18 protein-coding genes are annotated in these 15,274 nt (G+C 73.7%); 8 read left to right on the top strand and 10 right to left on the bottom strand.

The annotated features are described in order from the left end of the window. Positions 1-21 precede the first annotated feature (21 nt). Together FXF50_RS28530 and FXF50_RS28525 are read right to left on the bottom strand one after the other, a co-directional pair. Complete coding sequence (locus FXF50_RS28530; RefSeq protein ID WP_148432022.1) at positions 22-1,101, bottom strand: hypothetical protein; 1,080 nt, start codon at positions 1,099-1,101, stop codon at positions 22-24. 228 nt (positions 1,102-1,329) lie between these two features. Next, the gene (locus FXF50_RS28525; protein WP_148432021.1) at positions 1,330-1,563 is read right to left on the bottom strand and encodes a zinc-ribbon domain-containing protein; all 234 of its coding nucleotides are present in this window, start codon (positions 1,561-1,563) and stop codon (positions 1,330-1,332) included. Between the two features lie 228 nt (positions 1,564-1,791). On the opposite strand from FXF50_RS28525, the gene tnpA reads away from it, so the two are divergent. The 4 genes from tnpA to FXF50_RS28505 all read left to right on the top strand — a co-directional run bounded on the left by tnpA (position 1,792) and on the right by FXF50_RS28505 (position 4,700). Continuing rightward, positions 1,792-2,190 carry an IS200/IS605 family transposase gene (gene tnpA / locus FXF50_RS28520; protein WP_148432020.1) on the top strand — a complete coding sequence of 133 codons (399 nt, stop codon included), beginning with the start codon at positions 1,792-1,794 and terminating at the stop codon, positions 2,188-2,190. Further along, positions 2,191-3,408: an RNA-guided endonuclease TnpB family protein gene (locus FXF50_RS28515; protein WP_148432019.1), complete on the top strand. Its 1,218-nt coding sequence runs from the start codon at positions 2,191-2,193 to the stop codon at positions 3,406-3,408. Between the two features lie 117 nt (positions 3,409-3,525). Continuing rightward, the gene (locus FXF50_RS28510) at positions 3,526-3,777 is read left to right on the top strand and encodes a YciI family protein (protein ID WP_370464172.1); all 252 of its coding nucleotides are present in this window, start codon (positions 3,526-3,528) and stop codon (positions 3,775-3,777) included. A 5-nt stretch (positions 3,778-3,782) separates the two neighbouring features. Next, the gene (locus FXF50_RS28505; protein WP_148432017.1) at positions 3,783-4,700 is read left to right on the top strand and encodes a sigma factor; all 918 of its coding nucleotides are present in this window, start codon (positions 3,783-3,785) and stop codon (positions 4,698-4,700) included. A gap of 3 nt (positions 4,701-4,703) precedes the next feature. Here FXF50_RS28505 and FXF50_RS28500 read toward each other — a convergent pair whose 3' ends face one another. From FXF50_RS28500 to FXF50_RS28475, 6 genes are all read right to left on the bottom strand, one after another. Beyond that, positions 4,704-5,555 (bottom strand): SRPBCC family protein, encoded by an 852-nt coding sequence (locus FXF50_RS28500; protein ID WP_148432016.1) that lies wholly within the window; start codon positions 5,553-5,555, stop codon positions 4,704-4,706. Continuing rightward, entirely contained in the window at positions 5,548-6,108 is a 561-nt protein-coding gene (locus tag FXF50_RS30170) for a helix-turn-helix domain-containing protein (RefSeq protein WP_148432015.1), read from the bottom strand. Before FXF50_RS30170 ends, FXF50_RS28500 begins: the two co-directional genes overlap by 8 nt. Positions 6,109-6,190: 82 nt before the next feature. Then, entirely contained in the window at positions 6,191-7,135 is a 945-nt protein-coding gene (locus tag FXF50_RS28490; RefSeq protein WP_148432014.1) for a hypothetical protein, read from the bottom strand. Continuing rightward, positions 7,132-7,653 (bottom strand): SigE family RNA polymerase sigma factor, encoded by a 522-nt coding sequence (locus FXF50_RS28485; RefSeq protein WP_255510236.1) that lies wholly within the window; start codon positions 7,651-7,653, stop codon positions 7,132-7,134. The genes FXF50_RS28490 and FXF50_RS28485 overlap by 4 nt, the downstream gene beginning before the upstream one ends. Positions 7,654-7,776: 123 nt before the next feature. Next, positions 7,777-9,120, bottom strand: coding sequence for a class I SAM-dependent methyltransferase (locus FXF50_RS28480; protein ID WP_148432013.1), 1,344 nt, complete (start codon positions 9,118-9,120; stop codon positions 7,777-7,779). Continuing rightward, complete coding sequence (locus tag FXF50_RS28475; protein WP_148432012.1) at positions 9,117-10,502, bottom strand: FAD-binding oxidoreductase; 1,386 nt, start codon at positions 10,500-10,502, stop codon at positions 9,117-9,119. The genes FXF50_RS28480 and FXF50_RS28475 overlap by 4 nt, the downstream gene beginning before the upstream one ends. A gap of 93 nt (positions 10,503-10,595) precedes the next feature. Between FXF50_RS28475 and FXF50_RS28470 the strand changes: the two genes are divergently transcribed. The 3 genes from FXF50_RS28470 to FXF50_RS28460 are packed head-to-tail and all read left to right on the top strand — an operon-like array spanning position 10,596 to position 12,172. After that, entirely contained in the window at positions 10,596-11,066 is a 471-nt protein-coding gene (locus FXF50_RS28470; RefSeq protein WP_255510235.1) for an aminoacyl-tRNA deacylase, read from the top strand. A 40-nt stretch (positions 11,067-11,106) separates the two neighbouring features. Then, the gene (locus FXF50_RS28465; RefSeq protein ID WP_148432010.1) at positions 11,107-11,391 is read left to right on the top strand and encodes a DUF427 domain-containing protein; all 285 of its coding nucleotides are present in this window, start codon (positions 11,107-11,109) and stop codon (positions 11,389-11,391) included. A 58-nt stretch (positions 11,392-11,449) separates the two neighbouring features. Next, complete coding sequence (locus tag FXF50_RS28460; protein WP_148432009.1) at positions 11,450-12,172, top strand: RICIN domain-containing protein; 723 nt, start codon at positions 11,450-11,452, stop codon at positions 12,170-12,172. A gap of 4 nt (positions 12,173-12,176) precedes the next feature. Here the strand turns inward: FXF50_RS28460 and FXF50_RS28455 are convergent, their stop codons facing one another. Beyond that, positions 12,177-13,472 (bottom strand): MFS transporter, encoded by a 1,296-nt coding sequence (locus tag FXF50_RS28455; protein ID WP_148432008.1) that lies wholly within the window; start codon positions 13,470-13,472, stop codon positions 12,177-12,179. 52 nt (positions 13,473-13,524) lie between these two features. On the opposite strand from FXF50_RS28455, the gene FXF50_RS28450 reads away from it, so the two are divergent. Beyond that, positions 13,525-14,538 carry a GlxA family transcriptional regulator gene (locus FXF50_RS28450; protein ID WP_148432007.1) on the top strand — a complete coding sequence of 338 codons (1,014 nt, stop codon included), beginning with the start codon at positions 13,525-13,527 and terminating at the stop codon, positions 14,536-14,538. 68 nt (positions 14,539-14,606) lie between these two features. Here the strand turns inward: FXF50_RS28450 and FXF50_RS28445 are convergent, their stop codons facing one another. After that, positions 14,607-15,083 (bottom strand): hypothetical protein, encoded by a 477-nt coding sequence (locus FXF50_RS28445; RefSeq protein ID WP_091321956.1) that lies wholly within the window; start codon positions 15,081-15,083, stop codon positions 14,607-14,609. Positions 15,084-15,274: the final 191 nt, after the last annotated feature.

The raw sequence follows: 15,274 nt of genomic DNA, 5'->3' as shown, positions 1-15,274 counted from the left end.
GGGCGGGGCGTCGGCGCGTACTCATGCGGGGTGCCCGGCGAGGGCGTCGGCGCGCAGGCGCGCGGCGGCGCGCAGCAGCGCGGCGGCCTCCGCCTGCTCGGGCTCGGGGGCACGGTCTCCGGTGGCGAGGGCCAGCACCTCGGCCACCTCGGCGACGCCGCCCAGCGCCTCGCGGACCGGCCGGCCCAGCGCGCCGGTGTGGCCGCGCGCCTCGTGCCGGCAGAAGTCGGCCAGCTCGCAGGCGGCCAGGCAGTCCGGCGCGTAGCGGGCCGGTACGCCGTGCAGCGCGCCGGCCAGCGTGGCCGGGTCGGCGGTCAGGTCGGCGGTGAACCCGGCCGGCACGGCGGCGAGCAGGTCGTCGATCCGCGCCATCCGGTCCAGCTGGCGGCGCAGCACCAGCAGTTGCTTGCGCACGTCGAGCAGGCTGGCCACCGGCCGGTTGGCGAAGTCGCGCGGGCAGACCAGCACCACCTCGTGCGAGACGAGGTCCGGGTCCCGCCCCTCGGCGGCGAGCAGCTCGCGCAGCGCCAGCACGTAGACGGCGGACTGGATGGCCGCGGCGGCGACCTTCGCCGGGTCGGCCTGGCCGTCGATGATCGGGAAAGACTTGATCTCCACGACGTGGAAGCGGCCGGCGAGCCGGGCGGCCACCAGGTCCGGTTCCAGGTTCACCCGGCGGCCGGCGACGTCCAGGCCGAGCAGCGGGTGGTCGAACAGCGCCGGCCCGTCGCCGGACGCGGTGAGCGCTGCGCGGGACCGCTCCGGCCGGTCCTCGTCGCCGCCCAGGTCGGTCCAGGTGGCCCCGTCGGGCACCGGCACGCCCAGCCGCTCCGCGACCAGGCGCAGCAGTTCCGCCCCGCCGTCGGCCTTCACCTGGGCCTCGAACGCGTTGCCCCGGGTGATGGCGAAGCGGGACTGGCCGAACCGGGCCGGGAAGCCGATCCGCTCGGCCAGCTTCGGCTTGTCGACCCCGGCGCTGTCCAGCACGGCCCGGCGGGTGCAGCCGGGGTTGCCGGTCAGCGCGGCGATGGTGCGGGCGTTGTGCCGTCGGGGCGGCACGCCACCCCGGATCTCGGCCAGGCGCTGCGCGGTCTCGGTCATGATCCGCCCAGGATAGGCGGTGTCCGCCGCCACGCCATGTCGGCGCGGGTCAGCGACCGGCGGACCGGTTCCAGGGTGAGCGGGGTGACTGGGCGCCCGCCGTGGGTCGGCTGCGGCGGCGGCGCCGGCGGCCGGGCGTGCACGGGGGCCGGGAGGCGGTGTGCACCGGCGCGGCCGGCGGGGTGACCGGCTGGCGACCGATCAGCCAGCAGAGGAAGCGCGCCACGGTCAGCCGACCGGGAGGCGCTCGGCCTCGGCGCGGGAGACCTCGTACTGGGCGCCGCAGAACGTGCACTGCTGCGCGTACCGGGTGCGCACCGGGATGAGCGGGATGAAGAAGAGGGTGAATTTCGTGGCCCGCCGGGTGATGACCTGGGCGGCCCGGTTGCCGCAGTTGCGGCAGACCTGGGTGATCACGCCGGACCGGTCGACCTTGGTCCGGAGCCCGAAGATGAAGAACATCGCCCGGCATTACCCCGCCCGGCCCCGGAAAACACCACCAAAAATTTCGCCGCGGCTGTCCGGATGCGCGACCGCCATTCGTCAGGGTGGACAGGAGCACGACCGACAGGAGTGAAGCGATGAAGTACATGATCGAAGTGCGTAGCGCGCATATCCCCGGCTTTGGTCGTGTGGTGGGGTGTCGATTTCGGACGGACAGTAGATAGCGCGAGGCTGTATATTGCATGGGTGTCGGTTGCCCTGCGGTCGAACAGCAGCGTCGTGTTCCAGTGCGCTTTCCACGTCGTGTGGTGCCCGAAGTACCGACGTCGGGTGCTCGGCGGTCGGGTCGAGGAGCGGTTGAAGCAGCTCATTGGTGAGGTGGTGGAGGAGAAGGGGGCGTGGCTGGCGTCGCTGGAGGTCCTGCCCGATCAGGTGCACTTGCTGGTCGAGGTGGACCCGCGGTTCGGTGTCCACAAGCTCGTCAAGGCGATCAAGGCACGGACGTCTCGGGTGCTGCGTGAGGAGTTCCCGTCGCTGCGTTCCCGGCTGCCGACCTTATGGACGAACTCGTACTTCGTGGCGACCACCGGTGGCGCCCCGCTGGCAGCGGTGGAGGAGTATGTCGAGCAGCAGAGGGGCCGCTGAATGCTGACCGGCCGCCGCTATCTCCTCGCCTTCACCGACGAGCAGGCCGCCTACGCCGAACGGGTCGGCGCGGTGTGTCGGGCGGTGTGGAACACGGCGTTGGAGCAGCGTCGTGAGTACCGCCGTCGCGGCGCGTTCATCGGCTACAACGAGCAGGCCGGGCAGATGGCCGAGGCGAAGAAGGACCCGGACTGCGCGTGGCTGGCCGACGCGCCGTCGCACACGTTGCAGCAAACCCTGCGGGACTTGGACCGGGCGTGCAAGAGGCATGGCACGTGGAAGGTGCGCTGGCGGTCCAAGGCCCGCACGGCCCCGTCGTTCCGGTTTCCCGACCCCAAGCACCTCGCGGTGCGGCGGCTGAACCGCAGGTGGGGTGAGGTGCGGCTGCCGAAGTTCGGGCCGGTCAGGTTTCGGTGGACCAGGCCGTTGGATGGCGGCATCCGCAACGCCACCGTCTTGCGTGACGGCGGAGGCTGGTACATCTCGTTCTGCGTCGAGGACGGCGAGACCGAGGCCGCCCCGAACGGTAAGCCGCCGGTCGGTGTGGACCGCGGTGTCACCGTGGCTGTGGCCACCTCTGACGGGGCGCTGGACGACCGGGAGTTCGTCACCACGGGCGAGGCGGCCCGGCTCAAGCGGTTGCAGCAGCGCCTGTCCCGGTCGCTGCGGGTCCATGGCCGCAATCGCGGATCGAAACGTCGCGACGCTACCCGCGCGCAACTCGGCCGGCTCAACGCCCGTATCCGGGCCCGCAGGGCCGACTTCGCCGCGCAGACCGCCGTGCGGCTGGTCCGCGAGCACGGCATGGTCGCTGTCGAGAATCTGCGGATCAAGAACATGACCGCGAGCGCGAAGGGCACCGTTGAGCAGCCCGGCCGTAACGTCCGCCAGAAGGCTGGCCTGAACCGGGCCATCCTCGCCAAAGGGTGGGGCGGATTCCTGCTCAAGCTGGAACACGCCGCCCGCTACCACGGGGCAAAGATCGAGAAGGTCAACCCGGCGTACACGTCGCAGACCTGCAACGCCTGCAAGCATGTCGCCCCGGAGTCCCGCGAGAGCCAAGCGGTCTTCCGGTGCGTCGCCTGCGGGCATCAGGACCACGCCGACGTGAACGCGGCCAAGAACATCCTCGCCGCCGGACTGGCGGTAACAGGGCGTGGAGACCTAGCCGCAGGGCTGTCCGTGAAACGCCAACCACCCGAACGGCTCCCGGCGTGAACGCGCCTCAGCCACGGGAATCCCCCGCCCTTCAGGCGTGGGGAGGAAGTCAAGCTCGTCTGCACCGACACCCAGCCCGACCGGAACCCGGACGAGGCGCCCGACATCGAGAAGTGGGTGGCCGAGCGGGACGCCAACGGCCAGCGGCTGACCGGCAGCCGGTTCGCGCCCCCGTCCGCCGCCACCAACGTCCGGGTACGCGACGGTGAACTGCTGCTGAGCGACGGCCCGTTCGCCGAGACCAAGGAGGTGATCGTGGGCTTCGACCTGCTCGAGTGCGCCGACCTGGACGAGGCGGTCGAGGTGGCCCGCGCCCACCCGATGGCGTACGCCGGGCGCATCGAACTGCGCCCGCTGGTGGAGGACTGATCCGGGTGACCGACGCGGCCGGGGCGGTCGCCGACGCGGGCGCCGAGGCGTACCCGCGGATCGTGGCCGCCCTGATCCGCGTCACCGGCGACTGGACCCTCGCCGAGGACTGCGCCCAGGAGGCCCTGGCGGCGGCGCTGGAGCGCTGGCCGCGCACCGGCGTGCCGGACAACCCCGGCGGGTGGCTGATGACCGCCGCCCGCAACCGGGCCGTGGACGTGCTGCGCCGGGCCAGTGTGGAACGCCGCAAGCTGCGCGACCTGGCGCTGCTCACCGATCCCGCGCCCGCGCCACCGGAGGGAGACGTGGTGGACGACCGGCTCCGGCTCATCTTCACCTGCTGCCACCCGGCGCTGGCACTGGAGGGCCGGGTGGCGCTGACCCTGCGCACGGTGGCCGGGGTGCCGACCGCCGACATCGCCCGCGCCTTCCTGGTCACCGAGTCCACCATGACCCGCCGGCTCACCCTCGACCAGCAGGACCGCGACCGGTGGGACCGGCCCGCCATCGCCGAGGGCGTCGCGCTGCTGGCGCGTGCCGGCGACGGCCCGTACGCCCTCCAGGCCCGGATCGCCGCCGCGCACGCCACCGCCCCGACCGCCGCCGCGACCGACTGGCCGGCCATCGCCGGCTGCTACGACGCGCTGGCCCGGCTCCAGCCGACCCCGGTGATCGGGCTCAACCGGGCGGTGGCCCACGGGTACGCGTACGGCCCCGCCGCCGGTCTGGCCCTGCTCGCCGAGGCCCGGGCCGGCGGGGCGCTGGACGGCTACCCGCCGGCGGTGGCCGCCGAGGCCGAGTTGACCGCCCGCCTCGGCGACCCGGTACGCGCCGCCGCGCTGTTCCGGGCCGCCGCCGACGCGGTGCGCTCCGAGCCCGAACGGCGGGCGCTGCTCCGCCGGGCCGCCGACCTGTCGCCGTGAGGCTCAGGCGTTGCTCGGCATCTCCACGTCGAGCCAGATCGGCCGCCAGTCGGCCAGCTCGTGGAAGCGGCGCAGCTCGGCGAGCCCGGCCACGCTCCCGGTCCAGGCCGCGTACGGGGGGTTGCCCTCGTCGAAGCCGGACTGCACGAAGGTCAGCTTCGTCCGGCCGCCGGACTCGGCCAGCTCCCAGGTGCTGACGCCGGTCGGTCCCCAGTCGACGGAGAGCGCGCGGCCCGGGGTGAGGTCGACCACCTTGGCCGCGTAGCCGGCGTCGAAGCCGCCCATGGCGTAGCGGCCGCCGACCCAGGGCTCGATGCCGATCGGGAAGCCGAACCAGGCGCTGGCCTGCTCGGAGTCGGTCAGGGAGGTCCACACCTTGTCCATCGGCGCGTCGATGAGCACCTCGCCGCGCAGGTCGGCGGAGGTGAAGTCGGTGCGCGGGAGCAGCGGGCGGCCCTCCAGGTGGGCGTTGAGGTTGGCGATGGCCAGCGCCCAGAAGGTCTGCAGGACGCCACGGATGCTGCTGCCATCCATGGCCTCGGCGAAGCTGAAGTGGCTCTGCCGCAGGGTGAGCACGGTGCTGTCGCCCTCCGGCGTCAGCTCGAACTCGGTGGTGGTCTCCACCCCGTCGAGCGTCCAGGCGAAGCGCAGCGTCCGCTCGTCGGCGTGCAGCAGCCGCTGGTGCGGCGCGTCGCCCTCCGGCGTGTAGCGGCCCCAGAACTCGTAGCGCCGGGGCAGCTCGACCTCGGCGTGCTCGGCCAGCCACAGGCGCAGCTCGGCCGGGTCGGTCAGCGCGCGGCGCACGGCCTCGGCCGGCGCGGCGAGGCGGGCCCGGACGGTCAGCAGGTCACTCATGGTTGTCGCCCTTCGGGTAGCAGGCCACGGCGAGCTTGAAGGCGTCTCCCTCGGCGCCGCCGTAGCGCGTGAACAGGTCCCGCAGCGTCGACTGCAGGTCGTGCAGGAACTCCTGCCGCCGCTCGGCGGGCACCCGGATCTCGCCGGAGACACCGATCGACGGCAGCTCGGGGGCGGTGCGGTCCAGCGCGGCGATGTCCGCCTGGACCTCCTCCATGAGGTCGAGCAGGTAGCCCAGGCTCAGCTCGTCCTGCGCCCGGCGGGCCCCGCCGATCCGGCCGACCAGCTTCGGCGAGAGCCAGTAGGACCGGGCGACGGCCTGGTAGATGCCCTCGCTGATGCCGCGCACCCGCCGCTCGGCGACCTGCTCGGCCAGCCCGGCGGCGACCAACTGCTTGACGTGGTAGTAGACCCGCTGCGGCGTCTGCTCCAGCCGGGCGGCGATCTCGGTGCAGGTGCGGGGCTCGGCGAGCTGCCGCAGCACCTCGATGCGCTGCGGCTTGAGCAGGGCTTCGGCCTGCTCGCGCTCTTCCAGGTACAGGACGTCTCTCATGGCAAAATCAGTTTGTACGTACAAAACTTCTTTGTCAATGGGTTCCGACGAAGGCCGCGCGGACCGCGCGGCCTTCGTCGAACTACCTGCCTAGGAGCAGGGCGCCGGCCGGCGCCTTGACCTTCACCGGCAGGCCGTAGCCGGACAGCTCGATGACCACCTTGAGGCGGTAGGTGTAGTCCTTGGTCCGGACCATCCGGGACGTGCGGTCGTAGGACACCCTCGCGATCCGGTCGTCGGCGCCGACCGTCACCTCGCCTACGAGGCGGTCGGCGACGATCTCCCGGGACGGATCCGGCACCGACACGTCGAACCGGTAGACACCGGGCGACTGCTCGGTGACCGTGGCGCCCGCCCGGGTCAGCACCCGGAGCAGCTCCTCCGGGCTCGCCGAGGCGCCGAGGCGACCACCCATCGCCATGTCGTAGTCGAGGGTGTCCTGCCGGCCCGGGAACCGGCTCCACACGATCTTCCCGTTGTCCGGGTCCCGGCCGTCCCGGCCACCGAAGTACAGGACGCCACCGACCAGCCGCAGGTGCTCCGGTCCCGCCGCGACGGCCGGCCGCAGACCGGTGTACGGCGAATCCAGGTAGCCGGTGGCTGTGGTGGGGTCGAAGGCCCCGGTCGTGACCCAGCGCTCGCTCGATGGCTCCGGCAGCTCACCCTTCGGCGGGGGCTCGTTCAGCGACGTGGTGGTGACCTTCACCCGGTAGCTGATGTTCTCACTGGCCGCCGCCGCGGCGGCGAGGCGCAGCTGCGGCGACTGCGGGCTCGCCGACGGCGCCGGCCGCCCGGCGACCGGCCCGGACGGGCCAGGACGATCACCGGGGGTGCTGGCGCTGACGGTCAGCGCCGCCGTCAGCGCCCCGGCCACGCCCACCACGCCGGCCGCGTACGCGGTGCGGTGCAGGGCGGTGCGCCGCCGGTGGCGGCGGGTGGCCGCGCCGAGCACATCGCGGCTGAGCGTCAGGCCGGCGGCCTGGTCCCGCATCCCGGCGACGAGCTGGTCCTCAAGGTGGGTCGTCATCTGCGTGCTCCGTTCATACCGGCGCCTTCGAGCGCCCAGTCCGCGGTGAGTTCACGTAGCCGGGCAAGTCCGCGGGAGGTGGTCGACTTGACCGTGCCGACCGAGCAGCCGAGCACCTCGGCGGCCTCCGCCTCGCTCAACTGCTCCCAATAGCGGAGCACCAGCACGGCCCGCTGCCGGGGCGGCAGCAGGCCCAGCGCCTGGACCAGCGCCTGCCGCAGGTGCAGCACGTCCGTGCCGTCCGGCTGGCCCGGCGGCTCAACGTCGGCCAGCACCTCCGGCCTGCGGCGGCGCAGCCGCCACCGGTCGACCGCCAGGTGGTACAGCGTGCGGCGCAGGTAGCCCTCCCGGTCGCCGTGCACCCGGTGCCAGTTGCGCATCAGCCGTTCCAGCGCCGCCTGCACCAGGTCCTCCCCGGCGACCCGGCTACCGGTCAGCAGCACCGCCGTCGCGAGCAGCGCACCGCCGCGCTCCGCGACGAGGGCGTCCAACCCTTCGAAGCGTTTCTTTCGCCACACCGGCTCTCCTTTCGTCGCCACCAAGGACGACGGCACCCGCCCGGAGGTTGACTCGCGGAACCGACAAATCGCGAGACGACGAAAGGCCGCGCGGACCGCGCGGCCTTTCGAGGACGAGGATCGTCAGGGCGTCCAGTCGGGACGCAGCGGGTAGTCGTTCGCCCCCTCCGGACCGTTGTGCGTGGCGACCACCTGGTGCAGCTGGATGCCGTTGCGCTCGAAGGCCATCCGGGAGCCGGCCATGTAGAGACCCCAGACCCGAGCGGTGCCCGGGCCGACCTCGCCGACGCAGAAGTCCCAGTGCTCGACGAGGTTGCGGCACCAGCCGGCCAGGGTCAGCGCGTAGTGCTGGCGCAGGTTCTCCTCGTGGTGCACCTCCAGCCCGGCATCGTGGATCTCGCTGATCAGCCGGCCCGGGCCGGCCAGTTCGCCGTCGGGGAAGACGTACCGGTCGATGAACGCGCCGGAACGGTGCGGCGCGCGGTTGTCGGCCCGGGTGATGCAGTGGTTGAGCAGCCGGCCGCCCGGCTTGAGCCGGCTGCGCAGCGCCCCGAAGTAGGCCGGGTAGTTGCGCACCCCGATGTGCTCGGTCAGCCCGATCGACGAGATCGCGTCGAACTGCTCGCGCGGCGCGTCCCGGTAGTCGAGGTGGCGCACCTCGGCGAGGTCACCCAACCCCTCCCGCTCGATCGCCGCCTGCGCCCACTCGGCCTGCGCCCGGGACAGGGTGACGCCGAGCGCCTTGACGCCGTACTCCCGCGCCGCGTGCCGGACCATGCCGCCCCAGCCGCAGCCGACGTCGAGCAGCCGCATCCCCGGCTTCAGCGCCAGCTTGCCGGCGACCAGGTCGTACTTGGCCCGCTGCGCCTCCTCCAGGGTGTCGGTGGGGCTGTGGAAGACCGCGCAGGTGTACGTCATCGACGGGCCGAGCACCTTCTCGTAGAAGGCGTTCGAGACGTCGTAGTGGTGGGAGATCGCGTTGCTGTCCCGGGTCCGGGAGTGGCGCAGCCCGTTCACCACCCGCTTCCAGCGCGGCGCGGCCTCCTGCGGCGGCGGCGGTGGCGGCAGCAGCCGCTCCCAGCCGAGCCCCTTGACCAGGGCCAGCGCCTCGGCCACCGGCGGCATCCGCAGCGGCAGCTCGTCCTTGAGCACCCGCAGCGCCTCGTACGGGTCGCCCGGGTGGACACCCTCCAACCCGAGGTCGCCGCTCACGTAGGCCCGGGCCATGCCCAGGTCACCCGGGGCGGTGAGCAGATAGGACAGCCCGCGTTCGGAGCGGATCGCCAGGGTGATCCCGGCGTCGGCCGGGCCGGCCGCGCTGCCGTCGTACCCGGTGATGCGCACGGGCAGGTCGCCCGTGGTGACCGCGCGGATCACGTCCGCCACGGTCGGTCCGCCACGCCGGCCCCCCGCCGGCGGGCCGGCCGGGGCACTCGCCGCCCCGGGAGTTCGGTCGGTCAGGCTCATGCTCTCGCTACCGCCTTCTCGTACAGTCCGGTGAGCCGGTGGTCCGGGTCGTAGCGGTCCTTCACGGCGCGCCAGGTCGCCCCGCCGTAGAGCCGGTCGAACGCCGCCCGGTCGTAGTACGCGTCGGAGTAGAGCGACTTGTGCCCGCCCGCGTCCGACACCGCGCGCTCGATCTCCCGGTTGACGTCGCCGTCGGCGGCGCCCTCGGCGATCGGCACGCTCCCCCAAAAACCGATGTTCACATAGGTTTCGCCCGGTTGGAGGGGATACAGCGGCCAGGCCCGGGCGGATCCCGGGCCGGCCGGCTCCCGCAGCCGCAGCGGGCAGAGCCACACCGGAGTCATCCGCACCGTCCGGGCGAACCAGCGCAGGAAGTCGGCGGTGCCGGCGAGCGGGATCTCCACGTCCTGCACCACCCGCTCCCGAGCCGGCCGGCCCCGCCAGCGGTCGATCCGGGCGGCCACCTGGTGCCGGTGCTCCAGCCGGACCAGGCGGTGGTAGAAGTCGCTGCGCCGGTAGCGCTGCGGCCAGAGCCGGCGGACCACCGGGTGCTGCACCCCGAACGCCGCGGAGCACCAGAACCAGTCGGTGTCCCAGCGCCACAGGTAGTCGTAGGTGGTGAGCACGTCGCGGGTGCGCCGGCGCAGCGAGCGGTAGTAGATGTCCTGGCCGGTGTAGTCGCTGGGCGGGCCGTCTGCCTCGTCGGTGAACGTGGCCAGCACCAGGTACGCCTCGCCGGGGCTGAACATCACCCCGTCCATGCCGTCGACCGGCTCGCCCTCCCAGGAGCCCTTGGCGACCACCTCGGCGATCGCGTCGGTCAGCTCCTCCAGCCGGCTGAACCGGATGTTGCGCAGCGCCACGTAGCGGCGGACCGGTTGCAGCTCGATGCGCAGCCGCGTGGAGTAGCCGAGGCTGCCCAGCGAGTTGGGGAAGGCCCGGAACAGGTCGGCGTGCTCGCCCACCGGCCGGGCCGTGACCAGCTCGCCGGCCCCGGTGAGGATGTCCAGCTCGGTCACCGACTCGTGCGGCAGGCCGTTGCGGAACGAGGTGGACTCGATGCCCAGCCCGGTCACCGCGCCGCCCAGCGTGATCGTCCGCAGCTGCGGCACGACCAGCGGCATCAGGTGGTGCGGCAGGGTGGCGTCGACCAGGTCCTCGTAGGTGCACATGCCCTGCACGTCGGCGGTCCGGGCGTCCGGGTCGACCGACAGCACCCCGGTCAGCCCGCTCACGTCCAGGCCGGGGGTGCGCGGCGCGGACCGGGGTCGGAACAGGTTGGAGGTCTGCTTGGCCAGCCGTACGGGTTCCCCGGCGGGCACCGCGGCGTATGACCGCCGCAGCGCGTCCACCGCCCGCTCATGATCACGGACAGCGTGCATGCGATCACCTTACGCCTGGGTACCGCAATCCGTGGGATGTCCACGGTGGCCGTTTCTCGGCCACCCGGAGACCCGCGGGTTACCGTGGCGGGCATGTCCTCCCCCGCCCTCACCGCCCTGGACGCCGCCGGCCTGCCCTACCGGGTGATCCGGCACGGCCCGGTGCGCAGCCTCGCCGAGGCGGCGGCGGCGCGCGGCGTCGCGGTCCCGGACGTGGTGAAGACGATCGTGGTCCGCCGCGGCGAGGACGACCACCTGTTCGTGCTCACCCCCGGCGACCGGGTCGTCTCCTGGCCGAAGCTGCGCCACCTGCTCGGGGTGAGCCGGATGTCCATGCCGGACGCCGCCGCCGCGAAGGCCGCCACCGGCTACGAGCGCGGCACCATCACCCCGTTCGGCGCCACCACCGCCTGGCCGGTGGTCGCCGACGAGCGGCTGCGCGGCCGGGAGATCACCCTCGGCGCCGGCGAGCACGGGGTGGCCGTCGCGGTCGACGCCGACGCCGCCCTCGCCGCGCTCGACGCGACCGTCGCCGACGTCACCGACCCGGAGCCCGCCCGCTGAGCGGTGGCCGCCGCCCGGTCGCCGGCATAGCGTGGGTGGCATGCCGAAAGCCGTCTGGAACGACCTGGTGGTCGCGGAGAGCGACGACACCGTGCTGGTCGAGGGCAACCACTACTTCCCCCGCACGGCCCTGCGCGACGACCTGATCCGCGACTCCGACACCCACACGGTCTGCCCGTGGAAGGGCACGGCCTCCTACTACACGCTCGAACACGAGCGCGCCACCAGCCCGGACGCCGTCTGGTACTACCCCGACCCCAAGCCCGAGGCGGAGATGGTGCGCGACCGGGTGGCGTTCTGGAAGGACGTCCGGGTCGTCGACTGAGTCACCCCGCCGCCGGGGCGACTGGCTCTCGGTGGCACCCGTAGGTCAGGATGCCCCCATGGCCGACCCGCGCACCGACCCGTCCGGCACCGTCTACGGCGGCCGCCGCCCGGCCCGCCGCGGGCTGCCGCAGGACCCGCTGATGCGGATCGCGCTGGGCGTCGCCCTGGTGGGCGTACTCCTGGGGGTGTTCTTCGCCACCGGCGTGCTCGGCGGCGGCGGCGACCAGCAGCCGGTGGTGCCGGCGGCGGCCGCGCCGACCCCGGCGGCGAGCGAGTCGAGTGCGGCCCCGGCCACGACGGAGCCCGCTCCCACCACGGCCGCGCCCTCGCCGAGCGCCGCCCCGACCACGCCGGCGGCCCCCGCGGCCACGCCGAGGGTGCTCCGCGGGGTGCCCTCCGGGCTCTGCCTCGGCGTGGCCGGCGAGGACCCCGAGGGAGCGAAGGCCGTGCTGGCCGACTGCACGGGTGGGCCGGAACAGCAGTGGGTGGTCACCCCGGTGGCCGCCGACACCTACATCCTGGTCAACGCGGCCAGCGGCAAGTGCCTGGACGTGTTCGAGCAGCGCACCGACGACGGCACGGACGTGGTGCAGTGGTCCTGCAACGGCCAGGCCAACCAGCAGTGGAAGCTCAACCCGACCGGGTCCGGCCCGGTGCTGCTGGTCGCCGTGCACAGCGGCAAGTGCGCGCAGGTCGACGACGCCGGCACCGAGGCCGGGAGCCGGCTCGAACAGGCACCGTGCAACGGCGCCCCCGAGCAGCAGTGGGCGGCCGGCTGACCGGTCAGCCCCGGTAGCTCCAGGCCCGCCGGCCGACCGCGACCGGCAGGGCGAACGCCGGCTCGTCGCCACGGCGGCGCAGCAGCAGGGAGAGCCCGGCCGCGCCGATCGACAGGGCGCCGGCCACGTACCAGGCCGCCGCGTAGTCGCCGAGCCGGTCGCGGATCAGCCCGGCCCCGGTCGCGGCGAGCGCCGCGCCGACCTGGTGGGCGGCGAACACCCAGCCGAAGACCACCGCGCCGGACGCGCCGAACCACTCCCGGCACAGCGCCACGGTGGGCGGCACGGTGGCCACCCAGTCCAGGCCGTAGAAGACGATGAAGACCAGCATGCTCGGCCGCGCGGAACCCGCGAACAGGCTTGGCAGCACCAGCAGCGACGCGCCGCGCAGCGCGTAGTAGGCACCGAGCAGCAGCCGGCTGTCCACCCGGTCGGTGAGCCAGCCGGAGGCGACCGTGCCGACGATGTCGAAGAGCCCGACCAGGGCGAGCAGCCCGGCCGCGGTGGTCTCCGCCATGCCGTGGTCGTGCGCGGCCGGCACGAAGTGGGTGCCCACCAGGCCGTTGGTGGTCGCGCCGCAGATCGCGAAGCCGCCGGCGAGCAGCCAGAACGGCCGGGTCCGCGCGGCGGCGGCGAGCGCGCCGACCGCCCGGGCCGCCGCCCCGCCGGCCGGCGGCGCCGGGGGCGCCACCTCGGTCGCGCCGTAGGCGGGCAGGTCGAGATCCGCCGGGTGCTCGCGGAGCAGCCACACCACCAGGGGTACGACCGCCAGCGCGGCCCCGGCCACCACCAGCGCCGCCACCCGCCAGCCGTGGTCGCGCACCAGCACGGCGACCAGCGGGAGGAAGACCAGCTGCCCGGCGGCCCCACCCGCGGTGAGCACGCCGGTGACCAGGCCCCGGCGCTTGACGAACCAGCGCCCGGTGACCGTCGCCACGAAAGCCAGCGCCATCGAGCCGGTGCCCAGCCCGACCAGCACGCCCCAGCAGAGAACCAACTGCCAGCTCGCCGTCATCCCCACGGTCAGCGCGCTGCCCAGCGCCACCAGCACGAGCGCGCCGGCGACCACCCGGCGGATGCCGAACCGGTCCATCAGCGCGGCGGCGAACGGGGCGGTGAGCCCGTAGAGCATGAGGTTGACCGAGACGGCGGCGGAAATGGTGGCCAGGGGCCAGCCGAACTCGGCGTGCAGGGGGTGCAGCAGCACCCCGGGGGTGGCGCGGAAGCCGGCGGCGCCGACCAGGGCGACGAACGAGACGCCGGCCACGAGCCAGGCCGGATGCAGACGGTGTCGGGTCACGCTCCGAGTCTGGGTGGAGCCGGCCGCCGCGACGAGTGGCCGGAAAGCCATCATGCGCAATAATCGGGCCATGGCTTCCTTGCCGCACCGGATCGCGGTGCTCGCCCTCGAGGACGTGGTCGGCCTCGACCTCGGCACCCCAGCCCAGGTCTTCGGCACCGCCCGCACCGCAGATCTGGCACCCCTCTACCGCGTCGAGGTCTGCACCCCGGGCGGCCGGCCCATCCGCAGCACCGCCGGCTTCCAGGTGGTGCCCGACCACGGCCTGGAACTGCTGGACTCCGCCGACACCGTGATCGTCCCCGGCATCCACGACGGCCCCCCGCTGACCGACGGGACGCTGGACGCTTCGGTGGCGGCCGCGTTGCGCGCCGCCCACGACCGGGGCGTCCGGATCATGTCGATCTGCACGGGCGCGTTCGTGCTGGCCGCCGCCGGCCTGCTCGACGGCCGCCGGGCCACCACCCACTGGGCGTACGCGGACCGGTTCCGCCGCTTCCACCCGCACGTGGACCTCGACCCGGACGTGCTCTTCGTCGACGGCGGCGAGGTGCTCACCTCGGCCGGAGTGGCCGCCGGCATAGACCTCTGCCTGCACGTCATCCGCACCGACCACGGCAGCGCGGTGGCCAACCGGTCGGCCCGGCGCTGCGTGGTGCCACCGTGGCGGGAGGGCGGCCAGTCCCAGTTCATCGAGCGCCCGGTGCCCCGGACGGCCGAAACCGGCACCGCGGCCACCCGCGAATGGGCCCGGCAGCGGCTGCACGAACCGGTCGCCCTGCGCGAGCTGGCCGCGCACGCGCGGATGAGCGTCCGCACCTTCACCCGGCACTTCCGCTCCGAGACCGGGCTCAGCCCGGCGCAGTGGCTGCTCCAGCAACGCACCGAGCACGCCCGGCTGCTGCTGGAGACCACGGATCTGACGGTCGACCAGATCGCCCGGCACGCCGGCTTCGGCACCACCGCGGCCCTGCGGCAGCACTTCCACTCCCGGGTCGGGGTGGCCCCCACCGCCTACCGCCGCACCTTCCGCCGAACCCCTGACCCGGTGGCGTCCCAACCCTGATCGCTCGATACGGCGGCGGCTCGACGCGGTGCGGGCTGGGCCCTGGGGCGGGCCGGTGGCGGTTGCTGTCAGGCGAGGTGGGGCTGGCGGCGGAGGGCGCGGAGTTGGGCCAGGTGCATGGGGAGGTGGACGCGGGTGTGCAGGTCGAGGGCGCGACCCCAGGGCAGGGACTCGTCCACGTCCAGGTCGAAGCCCTCCCGCAGCACGGTGTCGACCGGAGTCTCGGCAGCCGGGCCGAGCCGCTCGGCGAGGGCGCAGAGCTTCTGGCTGGTGGCCCGGAGCAGGGCGGACAGCCCGTCCAGCCCGCCACACTCGGAGGCCAGGGCGTCGAGCTGTGGCCGGTGGATGGTCTCCAGGTCGTAGTAGGCGAACGGCGAGCCGACCAGCACCGCCTCGGTCGCCTCGCTCATCAGCTCGTCGTTGGCGGCGAGGTGCGCCACGATCTGCTCGGCGCTCAACTCCCCGTCCGGGGGCGGCCCGAAGCCGCCCGCGTCCACCTCCGCGAGCACCGACTCGTACGCCCGCCGCAGCGCCGCGGCGTCCACCTCGTCCATGCCCGAATCCAACCCCCGCCCCCGGCAACCGCACCGCGATTACCCCGCCCCCTTCACCCGGACGGGGCTCCACCCCCTCCGATCTCGGCGAGTTTCCGTTCACTGCAAACAGCAACTTGCCAGGATCCGGAGACGCCGAAGGCCGGCACCCGTTCGGGGTGCCGGCCTTCGTATGCGTGATG

Origin of the sequence: Micromonospora sp. AP08 (genome assembly GCF_008085935.1) — a bacterium.
GTDB lineage: Bacteria > Actinomycetota > Actinomycetes > Mycobacteriales > Micromonosporaceae > Micromonospora > Micromonospora chersina.
This window is presented reverse-complemented; position numbering and strand designations above follow the sequence as displayed.